The 22028-nt window shown below is 73.5% G+C and carries 18 protein-coding genes and 1 tRNA gene; 10 read left to right on the top strand and 9 right to left on the bottom strand.

From position 1 onward, the window contains the following. Positions 1-5: 5 nt before the first annotated feature. Positions 6-1301, bottom strand: a complete 1296-nt coding sequence (locus AB0F82_RS25160) for a phosphoribosyltransferase (RefSeq protein WP_362631438.1) — start codon at positions 1299-1301, stop codon at positions 6-8. A gap of 169 nt (positions 1302-1470) precedes the next feature. Between AB0F82_RS25160 and qcrB the strand changes: the two genes are divergently transcribed. Beyond that, positions 1471-3144: a cytochrome bc1 complex cytochrome b subunit gene (qcrB, locus tag AB0F82_RS25155; RefSeq protein ID WP_436842150.1), complete on the top strand. Its 1674-nt coding sequence runs from the start codon at positions 1471-1473 to the stop codon at positions 3142-3144. 6 nt (positions 3145-3150) lie between these two features. Here the strand turns inward: qcrB and ctaF are convergent, their stop codons facing one another. The 3 genes from ctaF to AB0F82_RS25140 all read right to left on the bottom strand — a co-directional run bounded on the left by ctaF (position 3151) and on the right by AB0F82_RS25140 (position 5581). After that, positions 3151-3540, bottom strand: coding sequence for an aa3-type cytochrome oxidase subunit IV (ctaF, locus tag AB0F82_RS25150; protein WP_356810100.1), 390 nt, complete (start codon positions 3538-3540; stop codon positions 3151-3153). Next, positions 3530-5227 (bottom strand): aa3-type cytochrome oxidase subunit I, encoded by a 1698-nt coding sequence (gene ctaD, locus AB0F82_RS25145; RefSeq protein WP_436842149.1) that lies wholly within the window; start codon positions 5225-5227, stop codon positions 3530-3532. Before ctaD ends, ctaF begins: the two co-directional genes overlap by 11 nt. A gap of 281 nt (positions 5228-5508) precedes the next feature. After that, positions 5509-5581, bottom strand: a tRNA-Arg gene (locus AB0F82_RS25140). A gap of 332 nt (positions 5582-5913) precedes the next feature. On the opposite strand from AB0F82_RS25140, the gene AB0F82_RS25135 reads away from it, so the two are divergent. From AB0F82_RS25135 to AB0F82_RS25115, 5 genes are all read left to right on the top strand, one after another. Next, positions 5914-7539 carry a dynamin family protein gene (locus AB0F82_RS25135; protein WP_362631435.1) on the top strand — a complete coding sequence of 542 codons (1626 nt, stop codon included), beginning with the start codon at positions 5914-5916 and terminating at the stop codon, positions 7537-7539. Between the two features lie 4 nt (positions 7540-7543). Further along, on the top strand, positions 7544-9397 hold the full coding sequence (locus tag AB0F82_RS25130; protein ID WP_362631432.1) for a GTPase: 1854 nt from the start codon (positions 7544-7546) through the stop codon (positions 9395-9397). A gap of 100 nt (positions 9398-9497) precedes the next feature. Next, positions 9498-9905, top strand: coding sequence for a single-stranded DNA-binding protein (locus AB0F82_RS25125; protein ID WP_356810097.1), 408 nt, complete (start codon positions 9498-9500; stop codon positions 9903-9905). 68 nt (positions 9906-9973) lie between these two features. Continuing rightward, on the top strand, positions 9974-11284 hold the full coding sequence (locus AB0F82_RS25120) for a thioester domain-containing protein (RefSeq protein WP_362631429.1): 1311 nt from the start codon (positions 9974-9976) through the stop codon (positions 11282-11284). A gap of 106 nt (positions 11285-11390) precedes the next feature. Beyond that, a complete protein-coding gene (locus AB0F82_RS25115) occupies positions 11391-12863 on the top strand; it encodes a bifunctional phosphatase PAP2/diacylglycerol kinase family protein (protein WP_362631427.1) in 1473 nt (490 codons plus the stop codon). Between the two features lie 37 nt (positions 12864-12900). Here AB0F82_RS25115 and AB0F82_RS25110 read toward each other — a convergent pair whose 3' ends face one another. Continuing rightward, positions 12901-13509 (bottom strand): hypothetical protein, encoded by a 609-nt coding sequence (locus AB0F82_RS25110; protein ID WP_362631425.1) that lies wholly within the window; start codon positions 13507-13509, stop codon positions 12901-12903. 145 nt (positions 13510-13654) lie between these two features. Here AB0F82_RS25110 and ettA point away from each other — a divergent pair, with 145 nt between their 5' ends. From ettA to AB0F82_RS25095, 3 genes are read left to right on the top strand one after another with little or no spacing between them, the layout of a single operon-like run. Continuing rightward, a complete protein-coding gene (ettA, locus tag AB0F82_RS25105; protein ID WP_356810093.1) occupies positions 13655-15319 on the top strand; it encodes an energy-dependent translational throttle protein EttA in 1665 nt (554 codons plus the stop codon). Positions 15320-15341: 22 nt separating this feature from the next. Then, positions 15342-15791 carry an acyl-CoA thioesterase gene (locus AB0F82_RS25100; RefSeq protein ID WP_356810092.1) on the top strand — a complete coding sequence of 150 codons (450 nt, stop codon included), beginning with the start codon at positions 15342-15344 and terminating at the stop codon, positions 15789-15791. Next, a complete protein-coding gene (locus AB0F82_RS25095; RefSeq protein ID WP_362631422.1) occupies positions 15788-16504 on the top strand; it encodes a hypothetical protein in 717 nt (238 codons plus the stop codon). Before AB0F82_RS25100 ends, AB0F82_RS25095 begins: the two co-directional genes overlap by 4 nt. Before the next feature lie 118 nt (positions 16505-16622). Here AB0F82_RS25095 and AB0F82_RS25090 read toward each other — a convergent pair whose 3' ends face one another. Continuing rightward, positions 16623-17027 (bottom strand): globin, encoded by a 405-nt coding sequence (locus AB0F82_RS25090; RefSeq protein WP_030819069.1) that lies wholly within the window; start codon positions 17025-17027, stop codon positions 16623-16625. 83 nt (positions 17028-17110) lie between these two features. On the opposite strand from AB0F82_RS25090, the gene AB0F82_RS25085 reads away from it, so the two are divergent. Further along, positions 17111-18109, top strand: a complete 999-nt coding sequence (locus AB0F82_RS25085) for a methyltransferase domain-containing protein (RefSeq protein ID WP_356810090.1) — start codon at positions 17111-17113, stop codon at positions 18107-18109. On the opposite strand, the gene AB0F82_RS25080 is transcribed toward AB0F82_RS25085, so the two are convergent. Genes AB0F82_RS25080 through AB0F82_RS25070 form a run of 3 tightly spaced genes read right to left on the bottom strand, consistent with a single transcriptional unit; the run spans position 18110 to position 21982 of the window. Further along, positions 18110-19132, bottom strand: a complete 1023-nt coding sequence (locus AB0F82_RS25080; RefSeq protein ID WP_356810089.1) for an FHA domain-containing protein — start codon at positions 19130-19132, stop codon at positions 18110-18112. 45 nt (positions 19133-19177) lie between these two features. Next, positions 19178-20503: a VWA domain-containing protein gene (locus AB0F82_RS25075; protein WP_362631419.1), complete on the bottom strand. Its 1326-nt coding sequence runs from the start codon at positions 20501-20503 to the stop codon at positions 19178-19180. A 33-nt stretch (positions 20504-20536) separates the two neighbouring features. Continuing rightward, positions 20537-21982, bottom strand: coding sequence for a protein phosphatase 2C domain-containing protein (locus AB0F82_RS25070; RefSeq protein ID WP_436842148.1), 1446 nt, complete (start codon positions 21980-21982; stop codon positions 20537-20539). Positions 21983-22028 lie beyond the last annotated feature (46 nt).

Genomic DNA, 22028 nt, shown 5'->3' with positions numbered 1-22028 from the left:
TGTCGTCAAAGTCCCGCCTGGCCGGCTTCCAGGTGCCGGGTGAACCAGGCACGGGCCAGGCCGGCCACCTCCTCCAGGGCGCCCGGCTCCTCGAAGAGGTGGGTGGCTCCCTCGACGACCTCCAGCCGGTTCTCGCAGCGCAGCTCCCGCTGCGCCCGGCGGTTGAGATCGAGCACGGTGGTGTCGTCGCCGCCCACGACGAGCAGGGTCGGGGCCCGGACGGCGGCCAGCCGGGGCCCGGCGAGATCGGGCCGGCCGCCGCGCGACACCACGGCGCCGATGTCCGCTCCGGGGCCGGCCGCGGCCCACAGCGCGGCCGCGGCCCCGGTGCTCGCCCCGAAGTAGCCGATCGGGAGGCGAGCGCGCCGGCGCAGCCAGGCGGTGGCGTCCGTGAGCCGCCCGGCCAGGGCCTCGATGTCGAAGACGTTGGCCCGGTCGGCCTCCTCGGCGGGCGTCAGCAGGTCGAAGAGGAGGGTGCCCAGGCCCGCCGCGTTCAGGTCCGCCGCGACCGCCCGGTTGCGCGGGCTGCGGCGGCTGCTGCCGGAGCCGTGGGCGAACATCACGACCGCCCCGGCGCCCTCCGGCAGCGCCAGGTCCCCGGCCAGGGGCAGCCCGGCGGCGTCCACCTCGACCTCGACGGTCCGCGGTGCCCGCCCGGGCGCGGGGCCGGCCGCCGCCCGCGCCAACAGGGAGACGACCTCCTCGTCGGCGGTCTGCGAGAAGTCCCGGTACCACTCCCCGACGGCCCGGAAGGCGGGCGGCGAGGAGAGGCACACCACCTCGTCGGCCGCGCCGCGCAGCCGGGCGACCGCGTCGGGCGGCGCCACCGGGACGGCCAGCACCACCCGGGCCGCGCCCTGCGCCCGTACGACCTCGCACGCGGCGGCGGCCGTGGCGCCGGTGGCGATCCCGTCGTCGACCACGATCACCGTCCGGCCGTCGAGGGCCACCCGGGGCCGGTCGCCGCGGAATGTGCGGGCCTGCCGGGCGAGCTCGGCCTCCTCGGACTGCTCGACCGCCTCCAGGTCCCGGCGCGTGACCCGGCTGCTGCGGACGATGTCGTCGCTGATGACCCGTACGCCGCCCTCGCCGATGGCGCCGAAGCCGAGCTCGCGGTGGGACGGCACACCGAGCTTGCGGACCACGATCACGTCGAGCGGCGCGCCGAGGGCCCGCGCCACGGGGAAGGCCACCGGGACGCCGCCGCGGGGCAGGCCCAGTACGACGGGATGCTCCTCCTCCAGATGGCGGACCGCTTCGGCGAGCCGCTCGCCGGCGTCCGCGCGGTCGGTGTAGAACACGGCGTTCACCCCCAGCCGGAGGGGAGACGGAAACCACGCACCCTCTTCCGACGCAACCCCACGCCGCGCTTTCCCGCAAGTCGGTCCATCCCCGTGTGTCCGTCGATGACGGAGAGTCGGTTTGGGTAGCTTTGCGTGAAATGGCGGGTCGGACAGGAGGTGCGTGCCGGTGCCGGGTCCGCAGCGCGAAACCCAGGGCGGCCCGCGGCGAGCGGTGATCCGCGGGGCCGAGGCCCTGGACGCGCGGCTCCCCCTGGGGGAGGCGGCCCGCGCTGTGGTGCGCAAGGTCTTCCCCGACCACTGGTCCTTCCTCCTGGGCGAGCTGGCGCTCTACAGCTTCGTGGTGCTGCTGCTGACCGGCACCTACCTCGCGCTCTTCTTCGACCCGTCGATGACCGAGACCCCGTACCGCGGCTCCTACGAGCCGCTCCGCGGCGTCCTGATGTCGCAGGCCTACCGCTCCACCCTGGAGATCAACTTCGACGTGCGCGGCGGGCTGCTGATCCGGCAGATCCACCACTGGGCGGCGCTGCTCTTCCTGGCCGCCATCGGGGCGCACCTGCTGCGGGTGTTCCTCACCGGCGCCTTCCGCCGTCCCCGCGAGCTGAACTGGCTGATCGGCATGACGCTGTTCGTGCTGGCCCTGGTGGAGGGCTTCGCCGGGTACTCCCTCCCCGACGACCTGCTGTCGGGGACGGGTCTGCGCATCGCCCAGGGGATCATGCTGTCGGTGCCGGTCGTCGGCACGTACCTGAGCTTCCTGGTCTTCGGCGGCGAGTACCCCGGGGGCGACATCGTGCCCCGGCTCTACCCCGTGCACATCCTGCTGGTCCCCGGCCTGTTGCTGGGCCTGATCACCGTGCACGTCCTGCTCGTCTTCGCCCTGAAGCACACCCAGTGGCCGGGCCCCGGCAGGACCGGCCGCAACGTCGTCGGCCTGCCCTTCTTCCCGCAGTACGTGGCCAAGTCCGGCGGGCTCTTCCTCATCGTCTTCGGGGCGCTGGCCGCCCTCGGGGCGCTCGCCCAGATCAACCCGATCTGGGCCTACGGCCCCTACCGCGCCGACGTGGTCTCCACGGGCGCGCAGCCCGACTGGTACGTGGGCTTCCTGGAGGGGGCCCTGCGGCTCATGCCCGGGGTGGAGACCCGCCTGTGGGGACACACGATCATGTGGAACCCGCTGCTGACGGCCGTCCTGCTGCCGGGTGCGCTGTTCGCGGTGCTCTACGCCTATCCCTTCTTCGAGCGCTGGATCACCGAGGGGACGGGTGAGCGGCACCTGTGCGACCGCCCGCGCGACCGGCCGGTCCGTACGGCTCTGGGCGCGGCGGCGCTCTCCTGCTACGCCGTACTGCTCCTCGCCGGGGCCCAGGACGTCCTCGCCTTCGTCTTCGACCTGCCCCTGCCTGCTCTGACCTGGGTGCTGCGCGCCGGGTTCCTCGTGGTGCCGGCGGGCGTCTTCTGGCTGACCAGGCGGCTGTGCCTGGCCCTGCAGTCGCGCGAGGTGCAGCTGCTGACGGCGGGGGAGGCGTCCGGCATGGTGCGCCAGCGCACCGACGGCGGCTTCCACCCGGAGCACCGGGCCCTCGCGCCGCGCGAGCGGTACGCCGTCCTCGTACGGGAGCGGCCGCGGCCCCTGGCGTACGAGGACGCGGCCGGGCCGGGGCCCGGGGCGGAAGCCGGGCGGCTGCGGACCGGGGTGACCAGGGTGCGGGTGGCGGTCAGCCGCTGGTACTACCGCGACCGGGTTGCGTACCCGTACCCGGCGACCGCGCGGGAGCGCAGCAAGGTCGCCGATGTCACCGCGGGCCCGGACCGGCGGGAGGACCCGGACCGGCGGTGAGCGGCGTCAGTCCTCGTGGCCGAGGTTCTGGAAGGCGAACCCGGCGACCCCCGGCAGCAGTACGCCGAAGCCGATGAGGCACAGCCACAGGCCCTGGACCACGCCCAGGCCGATCAGCGCAGTGCCGGCGGCCGTCAGTGCGGGGAAGTGGCTGCGGGCGGGGAAGAAGCCACGCCGGCCGCCGGCCTCCCGGATCTCGGCCCCGCCGCGGTCCTCCGGGCGGGCCCCGCCGCGCCGGTACTGGCGCCAGAGGTAGGCGGCGACCAGGCTCGCCATGACGAAGGACACGCAGAGCGCCGCGGTGCCCGCCGGCTCCCGGGAGAACCACCAGTAGACGAGCGTGGTCGCGCCGAAGAACAGGGCCGTGCCGGTGAAGAGCCAGGCCTCAGCTTTCACGGGGCACCTCCGGGTGGTGCAGGTCGAAGGCGGGGGATTCGGAGCGGATGCGGGGCAGGGAGTGGAAGTTGTGCCGGGGCGGCGGACAACTCGTCGCCCATTCCAGCGAGCGGCCCCAGCCCCAGGGGTCGTCCACGGTCACCGGTGCCGCGTACCGGTGGGTCCGCCAGACGTTGTAGAGGAAGGGCAGCGTGGACAGCCCGAGCAGGAAGGAGCCGATGGTGGAGACCGTGTTGAGGAGCGTGAACCCGTCGGCCGCCAGATAGTTGGCGTATCGGCGCGGCATGCCGGCCTCGCCGAGCCAGTGTTGGACCAGGAAGGTGGTCTGGAAGCCGGTGAACAGCGTCCAGAAGTGGATCCGGCCGAGCCGCTCGTCCAGCATCCGGCCGGTGAGCTTGGGCCACCAGAAGTAGAGGCCGCCGAAGGTCGCGAAGACGATGGTGCCGAAGAGGACGTAGTGGAGGTGGGCGACGACGAAGTAGCTGTCCGTCAGATGGAAGTCCAGCGGCGGTGATGCCACGAGCACGCCCGTCAGCCCGCCGAGGAGGAAGGTGACGAGGAAGCCGACGGACCACAGCATCGGCGTCTCGAAGGAGAGCGACCCCTTCCACATCGTGCCGATCCAGTTGAAGAACTTCACCCCGGTCGGCACGGCGATCAGGAACGACAGCAGGGAGAAGAAGGGCAGCAGGACGGCCCCCGTCGCGAACATGTGGTGCGCCCACACGGTGGCGGACAGGCCCGTGATGGCGATCGTCGCCCCGATGAGGGAGACGTAGCCGAACATCGGCTTGCGGCTGAAGACGGGCACGATCTCGCTGACCACGCCGAAGAACGGCAGGGCCACGATGTAGACCTCCGGGTGGCCGAAGAACCAGAACAGGTGCTGCCACAGCAGGGCGCCGCCGTTGGCCGCGTCGAAGACGACCGTGCCGAACTTCCTGTCCGCCTCCAGGACCAGCAGCGCGGCCGTGAGGACGGGGAAGGCCAGGAGCGCCAGGATCGAGGTGAAGAGGACGTTCCAGGTGAAGATCGGCATGCGGAACAGGGTCATGCCCGGCGCGCGCAGGCAGATGATGGTGGTGACGAAGTTGACGGCCCCGAGGATCGTGCTCAGACCGGAGACGGCGAGCCCCATGGCCCACAGGTCCGGTCCCGTACCGGGGCTGTACGGTGCGCCGTTCAGCGGCGCGTACGCGAACCAGCCGAAGGCGGCCGCCCCGTCGGCGGTGAGGAACCCGGAGACGACCAGCAGGCCGCCGAAGAGGTACACCCAGTAGGTGAAGGCGTTCAGCCGGGGGAAGGCGACGTCGGGCGCGCCGATCTGCAACGGCATGATCGCGTTGGCGAAACCGGTGAAGGTCGGTGTCGCGAACAGCAGCATCATGATCGTGGCGTGGATGGTGAACAGCTCGTTGTACTGGTGGTTCGAGACGATCTGGAGCCCGGGGCGGGCGAGTTCGGCCCGCATGGCCAGGGCCAGCACTCCGGCGAAGAGGAAGAAGCCGAAGGCGGTCACCAGGTAGAGGTTGCCGATCACCTTGTGGTCGGTGGTCGACAGCCACCGCAGGACGGCGGAGCCCTGGCCGGCCCGGCGTTCGGTCCGGCGTGCGGCCCGCTCGTCGGGCGGTGCCTCCTCGGGTGCCTCTCGGGGCGCCTCTTCGGGTGAACGGTCCACCGACGTCATCCGTCCTCCAGTGACCCTCGCCGCGGCACCTGCACCCCTTGCCCTACAGGCCGGGCCGGGCGGCGAACCGGCGACGCGCCGGGAGGGGGCGCATTTCGGCGCGTCTGGAGCAAGGCCGCCGGCCACGACCGAACCGGGCCCGAACCGCGCCCGCACGGGCCCCTGATGGGCCCGGGGCGGCCCGGGGTGGGCTCCGGGTGGCCTCGGCCCGGCCCTGCCCCACCGCTGCGACCTGCGCGAAAGCCCTCCGCGGAGGGAGGGCTTCGGTGGTGGAGAATGTGTGCCCCCGGCAGGACTCGAACCTGCGGCCAAGTGCTTAGAAGGCACCTGCTCTATCCACTGAGCTACGGGGGCCGGAAGGTGGCCGTGGTGGGCCTGGAGCCCCTGGTGGGGGTGGGACTTCGGTCCGTACCGGGTCAAGGATAGGGCTCCGGCCGCCTTGTCCCGGTTGCTTCACTCGCGGGCCACGATGTGGAGGTTCGGTGAAGCGGTCCCGATAATCGCAGGCAGGTGCGATTCTCGCATCGCTTTTGCGCCGCGGCGCCCTGGGTGTTGTGCACTCGTTATGCCTGCGCCCCACTCGTCCTTCGTGCCCAGAATGTCCCACTGGAGTCGCGCTCGGCGCGCAGGGGGCGTATAAGCTTCAAAAATGGTCCTAAATTGGGCATTCTTCGCATGTGGTGACCTTGGATGTTCGGCCTCAGCTGCTCGATGCCCTGTCCGCCCTGCGCGACCGGGTCGCGTCCGTACGTCTGCCGTTGCCCCTGCCCGGCGCCCCACGGGCCCGCCAGACCAGAGCCGAGCTGCTCGCGCAGCTCGACGACTACCTCGTACCGCGCCTGAAGGCGCCCGAGGCGCCCCTGCTCGCCGTGGTCGGCGGGTCCACCGGGGCCGGTAAGTCCACTCTCGTCAACTCCCTCGTCGGGCGTCAGGTCAGCGAAGCCGGCGTGCTGCGCCCGACGACCCGCACGCCCGTGCTCGTCTGCCACCCCGACGACCACCACTGGTTCGCCGGAATGCGCGTACTTCCCGACCTGATGCGGGTCTGGGTGCCGCACGAGGACGACGACACGCCCCCCGAAAACACCTCCCGGGGCCGCGGCCGGGGCCGCGCCGGCACCCACGGCGGCCACGAGACCCGCGAGATGCGGATCGAGACCGCCTCCACCCTGCCGCGCGGACTCACCATCCTCGACGCCCCCGACATCGACTCCCTCGTCGTCGAGAACCGGACCCTCGCCGCCGAACTCATCTGCGCCGCCGACGTCTGGGTGATGGTCACCACCGCCTCGCGGTACGCGGACGCCGTCCCCTGGCACCTGCTGCGCACCGCCAAGCAGTACAAGGCCACCCTCATCACCGTCCTGGACCGGGTGCCGCACCAGGTGCTGGGCGAGGTCTCCCGCCAGTACGGCGCCCTCCTCACCAAGGCCGGGCTGGGGGAGGTACCGCGCTTCACCGTCCCCGAGCTCCCCGAGTCGGCCGGCGGCGGCGGGCTGCTCCCGGCCAGCGCCGTCGCACCGCTGTTCGCCTGGCTCGCCCACCACGCCCAGGACCCCGCCGCCCGGCAGTACGCCGTCGGGCGCACCGCCCTCGGCGCCCTGGACTCCCTGCGCCGCCGGATGCCCGAACTCGCCTCCGCCGTCGCCGCCCAGCACGCCGCCGCCGTACGGCTGAGCGCGGCCGTCGAGGACGCGTACCGGCGAGAGGGCAAGAGGGTCCGGGGCCGCCTCGACCACGGGGCCGTACTGGCCGGCGACGCGCTGACCCGCTGGCGCGGCTACCCCCTCGACACCAGCGCCGAGGAACTGCTGGACTCGCTCGCCGAATCCCTCGCCGCACTGCTCCAGTGCGCCGTCGCCGCTGCCGACGAACGGATCGCCGCAGCCTGGCGGCGCGAACCGGCCTCCGGCGCGCTGGTCATCCCTGGGCCCGACAAGGAGGCGGCGGAACGTATCGGCATGGCCGTACGCCGCTGGCGCCGCGTGCTGGAGGAATTGGCCGAGGAGGAGGTGGCCGGGCTCGACAAGCAGCCCGCCCCCGACGCCGACGCCGTCGCGGCCCTGCTCGTCGCCGCGCTGCTCGGCGGCAAACGGGCCCGGCCCGCCGGGGAGAAGCTCGCCGAGCGGATCGGCGCCCAGGCCGCCCTGCGTTTGCGCGACAAGGGCGGAGAACTGGTCGGCGACCACCTCGACGAGGTGCTGCGCGGTGAACGCGACCGCCGCCTCGCGCCGTTGGAAGCACTCGCAGTGACCCCCGAACCGCAGGCAGAACTGATCGCTGCGCTGTCCGTACTGCAGAAGGAGAGGTGACGCCGTGACCGCCCTGACCGACCGCACCGACGACCGGTGGGACGACGGGCTCATCGCGCGCTCCCGCCCCCGTCCCGCCGACGCGGGCGAGGAGGACGCCGCGGAGGCGGGCGAGGAGGGCGACGAGGGCGACGAGGCGCTCGTACGGGCCGTCTCCGGCGCCGGCAGCGACGGCGGCAAGTCGACCGCGCCCCCGCTCAGCCCCGAGGCGCGGGCCCTGCGCCAGCGCCTCGACGCGCTGCGCCAGCTGGTCGGACTGTCCCGGACCCGGCTCGACGGCAAGACCCTCGCCGAGGCCGGACGGGTCCTGGACGAGGCCGCCGCACGCCGCGGGCTCTCGCCCCAGCACACGGTCGTCGCGATCGCCGGAGCGACCGGGAGCGGCAAGTCCACGCTCTTCAATTCACTCGCCGGAGTACAGATCTCCGAGACCGGTCTGCGCCGCCCGACCACCGCCGCGCCCATCGCGTGCAGCTGGTCGGACGGGGCCGCCGGGCTGCTGGACCGGCTGGAGATCCCGGGGCGGCTGCGGCGCCGGCCCCGCGAGACCTCCGAGGCCGAGACCCTGCGCGGGATGGTCCTCGTCGACCTGCCGGACCTCGACTCGGCGGTCGGCGCGCACCGCGACCACGTGGACCGCGTACTGGCGCTCGTCGACGCCGTGGTGTGGGTCGTGGACCCGGAGAAGTACGCCGACGCCGTGCTGCACGAGCGGTACCTGCGACCGCTCGCCGGGCACGCCGAGGTCACCTTCGTCGTGCTCAACCAGGTGGACCGGCTGCCCGGCGAGGCCGCCGACCTCGTACTGGACGACCTGCGCCGGCTCCTAGACGAGGACGGCATCGCACTCGGCGAACACGGCGAACCCGGCGCCACGGTGCTCGGGCTGTCCGCCCTGACCGGTGACGGCGTCGGGGAGCTGCGCGAACTCCTCGGGCAGTTCACACAGGAGAAGGGCGCCGCGACCCGGCGGATCTCGGCCGACGTGGACCGCGCGGCCGTGCGGCTGCGGCCGCTCTACGTCGCCGACGGGCACGCCGGACCCGAAATCGGGGAGACGGCACGCGCCGAGTTCGAGGACCGGCTCGCCGAGGCGGTCGGGGCCTGCGCGGCCGGGCTCGCCGCCGAACGGGCCTGGCGGCGCAACGCGGGCAAGGCGTGCGGGACCCCGTGGCTGCGGCTGTGGCGCTGGTACGAGAATCGGCGCGCGCCGCGCACCCTGGCGGGGCTGGCCGCCCTGGCGGCGATCGGCGGCCGCGGCCAGGCGGTCGCGCAGGCGCCGGTCGAGGAGGAGGTGACCGCACGTCAGCGGGTGGAACAGGCGGTACGCGTCGTCGCCGACGAAGCGGTCGCGGGCCTTCCCGAGCCGTGGGCGCAGGCCGTCCGCGAGACCGCGGTGCGCGGCGCCGACGGGCTTCCGGAGGCCTTGGACGAGATCGCGGTGACCCTCGGGGCCGCGGTCGCGGTGCCGAACGCCAAGCCGCCGCGGCCGGCGTGGTGGCCGGCGGCGGTGCTGGCCCAGGCGGCCATGACGCTGCTGCAGATCTTCGGCGGACTGTGGCTCGTCGGCCAGATCGTCGGGGTCCTCGAGCCGAAGCTGATGCCGCCGGTGCTGCTGATGGTGGCGGGCATCATCGGCGGACCCCTCGTGGAATGGGCCTGCTCGATCGCGGCCCGGGGCCCGGCACGCCGGTACGGGCAGGACGCGGAGCGCAGGCTGCGCCAGGCGGCGGCCGGGTGCGGACGGGCCCGGGTGCTCGAACCGGTCGCGGCGGAGCTGCTGCGCTACCGGGAGGTGCGGGAGCAGTACGCCACCGTTGCCGCAGGGGGGAGCCGGTTGTCCACAACCCGCCAGTAGTCCACAGGCCGCAGCGGGGGACCGGCCGCCGGGCGCAGTATGGCTCGTAGCCCGTACGGATGGTCCGTGCGGGCCGGGACGACGGGGGAGGGCGGCCGGGATGTACGACACCCAGGTGACGCTGGTGGGGTATGTGGCGACGCAGGTCGACTACAAGGAGACGGTGAACGGGCCGTCGGCGCGGTTCCGGTTCGCGGTGACGCCCCGGTACTTCGACCGGCGCACGGAAGCCTGGACGGACGGGGCCACCAGCTTCTACACGGTGTGGGCGCGGCGCACGCTCGCGGTGAACCTCGCCGGTTCCGTATCGGTCGGCGAACCGCTGGTGGTGCACGGGCGGCTGCGCGTGCGGGAGGACCCGCCCGACGGGGAGGGCAACCGGCGGTTCGGTGCGGAGATCGACGCGACCGCCGTCGGGCACGACCTGAACCGCGGCACGGCGGCGTTCAGGCGGGTGGTGAGAACCGATCATTCGCTGATGGACACTCAGAAGGGGGCGGTGGTCTGAGTGTTCGAGGCGGTTAGGATTCCCCGGTACTCACGGGCACCTGGGTCTTTGGCCCGAAGGGGAAGACTGTGTCGATTGCCGTTCCCGCATCCTCCGCTCCTGCTTCTGCTCCCGCTCCTGCTGCTCCTGTTCCCGCGGTTCCCGCTGCTCCCGCACGTGCGGTTCCCGCACCCGCTCCCGCGCCGCTCGAACCCGCCACGGCCGTACGGGGCTCCGCGCGCCGGCCGCTCGCGGCCGCCCTGCTGGCCGCGGCCCTCACCGCCGCGCCCGGCGCCCGGGCCGCCGCCGACTCCGGCCCGGTGGCGCCCCGCGCACCGGAGGGTGCGAGCGCCGTGCTGGACGGGCTGAAGACGTACGGGCAGGCCGTCCTCCACGCCGGCGACGGATCGGTGCGGCACATCCCCGCCGGCCTGTACGAGATGCGGGTCGACGGCGGCGGCATGCTCCAGACCTACGGGGTCGGGGTGGCGGGCAACGCCCAGCCGCAGGCCCGGTACACCGAGAGCGGCTGGAGCGGCAGCCCGCTGGCGGGCAACGGGCAGGCGGGCCGGATCCGATGGGTGCTGGAGCACTCCTACCCGCAGCTGAACGACCTGGCCGGGCTCGCCAAGGCGGCCGGCGCCGCGGCGCTCACCGCGGAGAGCGCGGCGGCCGGGACCCAGGTGGCGATCTGGCGGCTCGCAGACGGCGTGCGGGTCGAAGCGGCGGACCCGTCCGCCGAGAAGCTGGCCGACTACCTCCAGCGGGCGGCGGGACAGATGCCGGAGCCGCCCGCCTCGCTGGGACTGGACCCGGGCGACGTGTCGGGACCCGTGGGCACCCGCCTCGGCCCGGTGACCGTGCGCACCGGAGCGCGGAGCGTGTCCGTCGTCCCGGACGCGGCAGCCGTGGCCATGGGCGTGCGGGTGGTGGACGCCCAGGGGCAGCCGCTGGCCACGGCGGTCAACGGAAGCCGGCTCTACTTCGAGGTCCCGGCGGGCACCCCCGACGGGGCGGCCTCGGTCACCGTCCACGGGGCGACCAGGGTGCCGGTCGGACGGGTCTTCACCAGTGGCGTCCCCGCCCAGGCGCAGATCGTGGCCGGCTCCAGCGAGTCCGTGACCGCTGCCACGGCGCGGGCGGCATGGCCGCCGCCCCCGCCGCCCGAGGCCGGAGCGACCCCGGCACCGGACCCGGGCGGGGGATCGGGCTCGGCGGCGGTCGCGCTGGGCGTGCAGTCCGCGTCCCTGCCCACGACCTCCCCGGACGAGGAGCGGCTGGCGACCAGCGGCAGCTCGGCCGCCACGCCCGTCATCGCATCCCTGGCGGTGGGCCTGGTCGTACTGGGCGGCCTGGTCGTCCTGCTGCTGCGCAAGCGCCCGCTGGACGAGGAGGAGTAGGAAGAGGAGAAGAGGACAACCGGGAAGGGGAAGGAGGCCGGCTCGGAACGGGCCGGGGTGGAGCGCCGTGCCGGTTCCGGTACGGGATCCGGGGAAGAGGCAGGAAATGGTTGATCAAGAACTGACCTGGACCGGCGCCCTCGCACGGTGGGACCGCCGGCTGTTCGACGCCGTGGCGCGCAGGCACTGGCCCGGCGCCGACCGCGTGCTGCCGCGCCTGGGGCGGGCCGCGAACCACGGGGTGCTGTGGGGCGGGGCCGCCGCGGCCATCGCCGTCTTCGGATCGGCCGGGGCGCGCAAGGCGGCCCTGCGCGGGGCGGCCTCACTGGCGCTGGCCTCCTCGACCATCAACACCGTCGGCAAGTGGTCCGTACGCCGCCCGCGGCCGCTGCTGGAGGGCGTGCCCGCCGTGCGTCAGCCGGCCGTGCAGCCGCGGACCACATCCTTCCCCTCCGGGCACTCCGCGTCCGCGTTCGCCTTCGCCGCCGGGGTGGCGCTGGCCTCCCCGGGCTGGGGCGCCGTGTTGGCGCCGGTCGCCGCATCCGTGGCCTTCTCGCGCGTCTACACGGGTGTGCACTACCCCTCGGACGTGGCGGCGGGCGCGGCGCTGGGAGTCGGCGCCGCCCTCGTCGTACGCCGGCTCGCGCGCGACGTGCAGGAGGCCCGGGCCGTGCCGGGCGACGAGCGGAAGGCCATCGGGGTGCCCGCGCTGCCCGACGGCGCCGGGCTGACGGTGGTGGTCAACACCGGGTCGGGTACGGCCGCGGCCGTACCCGGCGTACTGCGCGCCCGGCTCCCGAAGGCCGAGGTGATCGAGTGCGAGGGCGCGGAGCTGCTGCCCGCCTTGGCGGAGGCGGCCTCGCGCGCCACGGTCCTCGGGGTGTGCGGCGGCGACGGCACCATCAACGCGGCGGCCACTGCCGCGCTGCGCGCCGACGTGCCCCTGGCCGTGTTCCCCGGCGGCACCCTCAACCACTTCGCGCTCGACCTCGGCCTCATCGGCCCCGAGGGCACCTGCGAAGCACTGGAGCACGGGGAGGCCGTCCGCGTCGGCGTGGGCCGCTTCTCCCCGGGCCCCGACGGAGAGCCCGGCTACTTCCTGAACAACTTCAGCATCGGCGCCTACCCGGAGCTGCTGCGCCACCGGCTGCGCTGGGGCCCGCGCATCGGCGGCGGCCCGGCCGCGCTGCTGGCGGCCTGGAAGGTGCTGCGCGCCGAGCGGCCCGTAAGGCTGAGCCTGGCCGGGCGGCGCCGGAGCGTGTGGCTCCTCTTCGCCGGCAACGGCACCTACCACGGCACCGGGCCCGCCCCCGGCCGCCGCGACGGCCTCGGCGAGGGCCTGCTCGACCTCCGCCTCGTCTACGGCGGCGGACGGCCCGGCCCCCGACTGCTGGCTGCCGCCTTCGCCGGCCCCCTGAGCCGGTCCCCGGTCCACGCGGCCACCCGCCTGCGCAGCCTGCGCATCGGGTCCGTCCCGGCGGGCACCCCTCTCGCTTACGACGGCGAGTACGCCGAGGCCCCGCGCGAACTCGTCCTCGACGCCCTCCCCGACGCCCTCACGGTCTACCGACCCCTCTGACCCGCAGCCGAGAGCCCGCTCCGCCAGGGCGGCCCCGTCAGGGGCCGGGCGCCAGCTCGGCCGGACCGTCCGCCACGCCCGGCACGTCCGCCACGCCAGCCACGTCCGCCACGCCCAGATCCGCCCGCATGGCGCCGAGCAGCCTCTCCCACTGGTCCCAGATCCGAGCGAAGTCCGTCCGTATCTCGTCGAACGACCCGTCAGGATCGGGCCGGCCCTCCTGCAGGCACATGATCCGCCGGTAGGTCTCCGACAACGTCCTCGTCATGTCGTTCAGCTCGGCCAGGACCCCCGCGGACGCCACCATCTGGGCTTCGGCCATGACCGAATGGTGATCGCGCCGGGCCTCTTCCACCACCTCCCTCGCCTCCTCGGTCACCGCGTCCTTGTGCACGGTCCAGAGGAAGTTCAGCAAGTGGGTCCGATAGCGGCGCAGGGCCGCGTTGACGTTCATGTAGCCCTCGCGCCGGCGGTCCAGCTCGGCGACCCGCTGCTCGCGGAGCCACTGCGCCTCGGCCACCTGCTGCTGGCGCGCGAACTGCTCCACCTGCACGCGGGCCGTCAGGCGTTGCGACAGCACGGACGCGATCAGCGTCCCCGTGACGCCCACGACCGCCGCCGCCAACCCTATGAGTGCGCTCCCCACCGATCCCCCCGGCCGACCCGTCCGACATTCCAGTGGCATCCTGCCCCAGCTCAGAGGGCCCGGACCATACGCGTTTCCCCCGAGGTATGGACGCCTGGCAAGATGGGGTGTATCTGCCCACCATCGATCTGCCGGACGGTTTCTCTTGGCTGAGTTCATCTACACCATGCGCAAGACGCGCAAGGCACACGGCGACAAGGTGATCCTTGACGACGTCTTCCTGAACTTCCTGCCCGGCGCGAAGATCGGTGTGGTGGGCCCGAACGGTGCCGGTAAGTCCACCGTTCTGAAGATCATGGCGGGCATCGAGCAGCCGTCCAACGGCGACGCCTTCCTCTCGCCCGGCTACACCGTCGGCATCCTCATGCAGGAGCCGAAGCTCGACGAGTCCAAGACCGTTCTGGAGAACGTCGAGGACGGCGTCGGCCCGATCAAGCAGAAGCTCAACCGGTTCAACGCGATCGCCGAGGAAATGGCGACGAACTACACCGACGAGCTGATGGAGGAGATGGGCAAGCTCCAGGACGACCTGGACCACGCCAACGCGTGGGACCTCGACGCCCAGCTGGAGCAGGCCATGGACGCCCTGGGCTGCCCGCCCGGCGACTGGCCCGTCACCAACCTCTCCGGTGGTGAGAAGCGCCGCGTGGCCCTCTGCAAGCTGCTGCTGGAGGCCCCCGACCTGCTGCTCCTCGACGAGCCCACCAACCACCTCGACGCCGAGTCCGTGAACTGGCTGGAGCAGCACCTGGCCCAGTACAAGGGCGCCGTCGTGGCCGTCACCCACGACCGCTACTTCCTCGACAACGTCGCCGAGTGGATCCTCGAGCTCGACCGCGGCCGCGCGCACCCCTACGAGGGCAACTACTCCACCTACCTGGAGAAGAAGTCCGAGCGCCTCAAGGTCGAGGGCAAGAAGGACGAGAAGCGCGCCAAGCGCCTCAAGGAAGAGCTGGAGTGGGTCCGCTCCAACGCCAAGGGCCGCCAGGCCAAGTCCAAGGCCCGCCTCGCCCGCTACGAGGAGATGGCGGCCGAGGCCGACAAGATGCGCAAGCTGGACTTCGAGGAGATCCAGATCCCGCCGGGCCCGCGTCTGGGCTCGATCGTGGTCGAGGTCAACAACCTCTCCAAGGCGTTCGGTGACAAGGTCCTCATCGACGACCTGTCCTTCACGCTGCCGCGCAACGGCATCGTCGGCATCATCGGCCCGAACGGCGCGGGCAAGACCACGCTCTTCAAGATGATCCAGGGCCTGGAGAAGCCGGACGCCGGCGAGATCAAGGTCGGCGAGACCGTCAAGATCAGTTACGTCGACCAGGGCCGCGCCAACATCGACCCCAAGAAGACCCTCTGGGCGGTCGTGTCGGACGAGCTGGACTACATCAACGTCGGCAACGTCGAGATGCCCTCCCGCGCGTACGTCAGCGCCTTCGGCTTCAAGGGCCCGGACCAGCAGAAGCCGGCCGGTGTGCTCTCCGGTGGTGAGCGCAACCGCCTGAACCTCGCGCTGACCCTCAAGCAGGGCGGCAACCTGCTCCTCCTCGACGAGCCCACCAACGACCTCGACGTCGAGACCCTGGGCTCGCTGGAGAACGCGCTGCTGGAGTTCCCCGGTGCGGCCGTGGTCGTCTCTCACGACCGCTGGTTCCTGGACCGGGTGGCCACGCACATCCTGGCCTACGAGGGCGACTCGAAGTGGTTCTGGTTCGAGGGCAACTTCGAGTCCTACGAGAAGAACAAGATCGAGCGGCTCGGCCCGGACGCGACCCGTCCGCACCGCGCCACCTACAAGAAGCTCACGCGAGGCTGAGGGGAGCGCTGAGGTCACGGCCATGGCCAGACACCACTACCGCTGCCCACTGCGCTGGGCGGACATGGACGCCTTCGGGCACGTCAACAACGTCGTCTTCCTCCGCTATCTGGAGGAGGCGCGGATCGACTTCATGTTCCGCCTCGCGCCGGGCGAGGGCAGCGAGTCCTTCACGGGCGGATCCGTCGTGGCCCGCCACGAGATCGACTACAAGCTGCCCCTCGTGCACCGTCACGAGCCCGTCCTCATCGAGTCCTGGGTGACCCGGATCGGCGCCGCTTCCCTGACCATCCGCTACGAGGTCAAGGACGAGGCGACCGAGGACAGGCCCGAGACGGTCTACGTGCGCGCGGAGACCGTGGTCGTGCCCTACAACCTCGCCGCCGGCCGGCCGCGCCGCATCACGGCCGAGGAGAGGCACTTCCTGGAGAAGTACCTCGACGAGCCGCGTTCCGAGGCCATCGCGGCATGATCGAGCAGCTGCGCTTCGCCGATTCCGGGGAGGCGGCGGACCTCGCCGCCTTCCTGGGCCGGCTGGTGCACTACGACCGGGCCGCCGCCGTCCGCCTGCAGGCCGGCGGGGGCGCGCTCGGCGTTTTCGGACGGCCCCCCTCCTTCGATGTCCTGGCCATCCGCACAGTGCGGCTCGACGTCCCCGTGGCGGCGCCGCTGGACGTGACCGTCTCCGCCGGAGAGCTCCTGGAATCCGTGGACGAGGCCTCGGCCGAGGCCACCGTGCCCGGGCCGGTCACCGGCCCGCCGTGGACCGGGGTGCTCCCGCCCCGCGGCGGCTGGCGCCGGCTGCCGGGGCTGCCCGGCCCCGAGGCGATCGCGCAGGTCCTGGCGGCGTCCGTCGCCGAGTTCCGGGCCCGGGACGAGGCCCTGCCCGCGCAGCACCGGACCCGGTCCGAACGCGACCGCATCGGCCGCGAGATCTGGTCCCGCCCCCTGGGCGGCACCGAGCTCCCGCTGCGCGTCGCGCACGCCGCACAGTCCCTGGGCTTCCTGCGGCCGGTACGGGCCACCGTGTCCGCCCCCGCCCCCGCGTCGGGCGCCGTCCCCGACCCCGTGGCGCTGCTCGCCGCCGGGAGCTGGCTGCGGCTGCGCACCCCGTACGGTTCCGTCGCCACCCGCTGCCCCGGCGCCACCGGCGGCCTCGGCGCCTTCCGGGTCAGCCCCGTCTGACCGGGTGCCCCCGGGGCCCGCCGCCCCACGGGTGCGTCCCCAGAGGGCCTCTCAGTCGTGTCGTCAAAGTCCCGCCTGGTCGCCCTTCGGGCGGCCGAAGCCACTTCGACGACACTCCCTAGCCCGCAGTGTTGATCATCGACGCGGCGGCGTACGTCAGGTACTTCCACAGCTGCGCCTCGTGCTCCGGCGCGAGCCCGAGCTCGTCCAGCGCCACCCGCATGTGCTTCAGCCAGGCGTCGTGCGCCGCCGAGTCCACCTGGAACGGCGCGTGCCGCATCCGCAGGCGCGGGTGGCCGCGGTGCCGGCTGTAGGTGGTCGGGCCGCCCCAGTACTGCATCAGGAACAGCGCGAACCGCTCCTCGGCGGGGCCGAGGTCCTCCTCCGGGTACATCGGGCGCAGCAGCGGGTCCTCCGCGACGCCTTGGTAGAAGCGCCGCACGAGGCGACGGAAGGTGTCCTCGCCGCCCACCTGCTCGTAGAAGGTCTGCTCCTGAAGGCTGCCCCGCGGAATCTCATTCACCCGACCATCGTCTCAGACGCCCGGTACCGGCCGGGGGTCCCTTCGCGTTCGCACGTGACGGCCGGGCGCAGGACAGTGGAGGCATGGGTGCACACACCGCACACACCGCACGCTCCGAGACCCGGGACCTGCGGGAGACCGCGCACGCCGCCCAGGTGCGGGAGCTGACCGCGGCCGGCGTACTGGACGACCCGCGCTGGCGGGCGGCCTTCGCGGCCGTGCCCCGGCACGTCTTCGTCCCCTACTTCTGGACCGAACGCGGCGCCGGCCACGAACGGCTCTGGGGCGAGGACCCCGACCCCGGGCAGCGGGCCCGCTGGCTGCGCGGCGTGTACGTCGACGCGCCGCTCGCGACCCGGCTGCGCGACGGCCGGCTGGTCTCCTCCAGCAGCCAGCCCTCCCTGATGGCGAAGATGCTGGCCGCCCTCGACGTGCGCGACGGCGACGACGTCCTGGAGATCGGCGCGGGCACCGGCTACAACGCGGCCCTGCTCAGCCACCGCCTCGGCGACGAGCACGTCACCACCGTGGACCTGGACGAGGAGATCACCGAGTCCGCCCGGGCCCACCTGGCCCAGCTCGGCTACCACCCGACCGTCGTCACCGGGGACGGCGCCCGCGGCTGTCCCGCCCGGGCACCGTTCGACCGGATCCTGGTGACCTGCACCCTCCCGCTGGTCCCGCACGCCTGGCTCGGCCAGTGCCGGCCGGGGGCGCGGATCCTCGCCCCGCTGTCGACCGGGCTGATCGCCCTCACGGTGCGGGACGCCGATTTCGCGGAGGGCCGGTTCCTGCACACCGCGGCGTACTTCGTCCCGCTGCGCGGGGCCACGGCCGTACCGCCTCCCGACCGGATGGCCATGGTGCGCGGGCTCCCGTACGAGCTGGTGGAGAACGAGCGCTTCCAGTTCATGCTCGTGCTGACCGCCGGAGTACTGCACCCCCGCGAGGCCCTGGACCTGTGGCGCAGCGAGGGCCGGCCGGGCCGCGAACGCTTCGGGGTCTCGGTCGGCCCCGAGGGCCAGTGGTCGTGGCTGGACGACCCCCAGGGGCCCTACGTGTGGCCCCTGGGACAGCTGTGATCAGCCGCGGCGGATGGTGATCGTGGTCCAGGCACCCACGTGGACGCGGTCGCCGTCGGCCAGCGGGACCGGGACGTAGGGCTGGATCGGGTCCTCGCCGCCGTTGATGGTGGTGCCGTTGGTGGAGTTCTGGTCCACCACCGCCCAGCTCATGTCGGGCTGCTGCACCAGCACCGCGTGCTGGTGGGAGACGCCCGGGTCCTCCGGGGGCACCGACAGGTCGATGTCGGGGGACTCGCCCGTGGACGCGCGGCGGCGGCCGATGGTGATCTGGCCGCCGGACAGCGGGAGGTGCTGCTCCGGGGAGTACGCGGGCAGGTTGAGGCCGGTCGCCTCGGGTCCGCTGCGCTGCATCATCGCCATGAAGTACGAGCGGTCCGGGCCGATCGTCGCGCTCCAGGCGCCGCCCTGGGGCGGGTGCGGCTGGTACGGCGGCGTCTGGGGCTGCTGCCGGTACTCCTGCTGGTACTCCCGCTGGTGCTGCTGCGGGGGCTGCTGCTGGTACTGGGGCTGCGGGGGCTGCGGAGCCTGCTGGTACGCCGGCGGCGGCTCGTGTGCCGGCGGCGACAGCATCCAGTCGTCCTCGCGCTGGAGCGGCTCGGCCGGGCGGTTGACCCGGGACGGACGCGAACCCTGGTACTCGAAGTGGTCCTGCGCGTACGTGCCCGGCGCGGGCACGGGCGGCGGGGGCGGGCTCCCGGGACGCGGCCCGGCGGGGGCACCCGCACCGGTTCCGGTGCCGGGCGCCGGGGGCCCCGGGTCCGCGGCCGGGGACGCGTACGAGGTCGCGGAACGGGTCAGGTAGTTGTACCGGCACTCCTCGCAGAACGGGGCCATGGCCTCGCGCGGGGTCCGGCACTGCGGGCACAGCTCGGCCTGGGCGGTCGGTTCACCGGCGGTCGGGGGGAAGCCGTAGCCGTAGGAAGGCACCGAGGGGGGTCCCTCAGGGGTACCCATGCGGTGGCCGCAGACCTCGCACCAGTCGTCGGAGGCGGACTGGTGCCCGTTCGGGCAGGTCGGCATGGCGGCTCTTCCCCCTTCTTCTCCCTGCGTCATCGCGGGAGGCTCTCAGAACTTCTTCACTCGGACGGTCTGCGTCGAACGGGTTTCGAGAGTCATCTCGTCGGCGTCGGCAACCTTCGCTTTCAGCCGCACAGTACCTGCCACCGCGTCCACCACATCCACCACCTTCGACAGGAGTCGTGCTGTGTCGGCGTTGCCGGAGACGCTCGCCAGTTGCACGGCCCGTCCGAGTTTGGCCGTAGCACCATCGACATCGCCCATTTTGCGGGCTTCGAGGCCCTGCTGGATAGCCTGCGCCAGCTCCGCCTGCCCCGTGTAGTGGGCGACCTGCGGGTTGATGGCGGTGGAGGCGGCCAGGTCGTTCGTCCACACCGCGCGCACCAGGCCCTGGGCCAGGACGGCCTCGGGTTCGCCGCCGGTCGCCGGCCGGACGAGCGTGACGCGGGAGGCGAGCATCTCCTGGCCGACGGCCGCCCCGGGGACGCGTACGCACACGTGGTACTCGCGGGACTCGTCGCCCCACGAACCGGTCGGATAGTCACCGGCGCGCGGGCCCGTGTCGGTGCGGCGGGCCGTCAGGTCCTGGACGGCGGGAGCGACCTGCTTGACGTACTGGATCTCCACGCCGACCGGGGTCCACAGGCGCAGCGAGACGTCCGCGACCTCCTTGCCCATGACGTTCTCCATCATGAGCGTGAAGTCCTCGGTGAGGTGGGCCGGGTCGGCCACGATGTCGGCGGAGCCGAGGAGGGCGCTGGCGATGCCGGTGACCTCCTTCACCTCCCAGTCGGTGCCCACACCGCGGGCGTCGCAGGTGAAGCGGCCCGCGCAGGCGTCGAGGGTGGCGCGCAGGACGGCCGGCTCCTCGTGCTCGTTGCGCCCGTCGGTCAGCAGGATGCCGTGGCGGATGGCGGCGGTGGAGCCGCGCAGCAGGCCGTCGGCCAGGCGCAGCCAGGTGCCGATGGCGGTGCCGCCGCCGGCGCTGAGGCCGCGCAGGGCCTCCTTGGCCCGGGCGCGGGTGGCGGGGTCGGCGACGGCGAGGCGGCCCTGGCCCGGATAGACCTCCTTGGCCACGTGCGTGCCGGCGATCACCGCGAAGGCGGTGCCGTCGCGCAGGGTGTCGATCGCCGCGGCGGTGGCCTCGCGGGCGCCGCGCATCTTCTCCGGCGGGTACTCCATGGAACCCGAGCAGTCGACCATGATCACGACGGCGGCCGTGCCGTCGGCGGGCGTCCCGCGGGTGACGCTGCCGCCGCCCGTGGCGGTGACGGTGACGATGGCGTGGACGTCCCGCCCGCCTTCGGGAAGGAACTCGTTCTGGTACACGTCCACGCTGAAGCGCGGGGCGCTCGGCTTGGCGAAATTCGCCATCGGCTGGACTCCTAGAGGGCTCGGGCAGGCGGGTCAGACCTGCGGGCGCGCTTCCACTTCCGGTTCCGGTGCTGCAGCCGGTCCGGGCTGCGGTGCCGCACCCGGTTCCCGTTCGGTCTGCGTGGCGAACGGCACGACGGCCACGGTGATGTTGTCGTGGCCGCCGCCGTCGAGGGCGTGCCCCACGAGCACCTGCGCGCTGTGCAGCGGGCGTACCGCGGCGTCGGCGGGCAGCACCTGGGTCATCTCCCGCGCGGACTCCGCGTAGTTCCACAGTCCGTCGGTGCAGACCACCACCACGCCGGGGTGGTCCGGCTTGAAGATCGCGGTGTGCGGTTCGAGGTCGTACGCGTCGGCCCCGAGCCAGCCGGTGATGGCGTGGGCGCGGACGTCCGCGTAGGCCTCGGCCTCGCCCATCAGGCCGGCGGCGACCATCTGGGCGGCCCAGGAGTCGTCCTCGGTGAGGCGGCGGGGCAGTGCGGCGCGGTCGTCGGGCACCCAGTAGGCGCGGCTGTCGCCGACCCAGCCGATGGTGAGCAGGCCGCCGCTGACGACGGCGCCGACCAGGGTGCAGGCGGGCGCGTTCTGCGCGCCCGGGACCTCCGGAGCCAGTGCGTTGACCGCCGCGGCGGCGGCCAGAATCGCCTCGTGCATGGCCTCCTGGGGGTGCGCGCCGCGGGGGAGCGCCTCCAGCAGCGCCTCGTTGGCGGCGGCGGCCGCGGCGGCCGACGCCTCGTCCGGGCGGCTCGCGGAGGACACCCCGTCGCACACGATGGCCACCGTGGCGGCGGAGCCGTCGGGCAGGGCGGTGGCCGACACGGCGAACGAGTCCTCGTTGCGGTGGTGGCGCAAGCCCCGGTCGCTGACGGCGGCGACGCTGCCGAGCTCCTCCTCGACGTGGTCGCGCTCGCGGGGCTGCGCGTGCCCGCAGTGCTCGCAGTACCCGTCGGTGTCGACGTGCCCGGCCCGGCAGGCCACGCAGGTCTTCCCGCCGGGCGCCGCGCCGGACGGGGGCGGGCTGTCGTAGCCGTTCTCGTACGGGTTCTCGTACGGGGCCTCGTGGGCGGGCTCGCCCGTGCCCCAGGGCGTGGCCCCGGGGGGCGAGCCGGGGTGGCCGGGACGGTCGCCGCCGGGACGGTCGTGCCGCGTCTCGGGGCCGTCCGCCGGACCCCTGCCGGTGCCGTACGGGTTCTCGTGGCCCGGGTACGCGGCGCCGGGCGGGCACGGCCGGGGCTCCGGCTCCTGTTCCCCCTCCCGCTCCGGTTCCTCTTCCGGCTGGTGCTGTGCCGGGGCGGTGGCCCAGTCGGCCGGGTCCCCCACCAGGGTCGGCGCGGCGGCGGCCACGCTGCCCCAGCCGGGGGCGGGTTCACCGGCGGCGGCGGAGCCGTGCGAGGCGGCCGGCGCCGGCAGCCCGTACCCGCCCGCGGGGGCGGCCCGGACCGGAGCGGGCGGTGGGGCGGGCGCCGGTGGGATGGGCACGGTCGGGTGGTCCGTGGACGCGACCGGAGGGGAAGAGGTCAGGGCG

This window comes from Streptomyces virginiae (genome assembly GCF_040638905.1).
In the GTDB taxonomy this organism is placed as follows: domain Bacteria; phylum Actinomycetota; class Actinomycetes; order Streptomycetales; family Streptomycetaceae; genus Streptomyces; species Streptomyces virginiae_B.
This window is presented reverse-complemented; position numbering and strand designations above follow the sequence as displayed.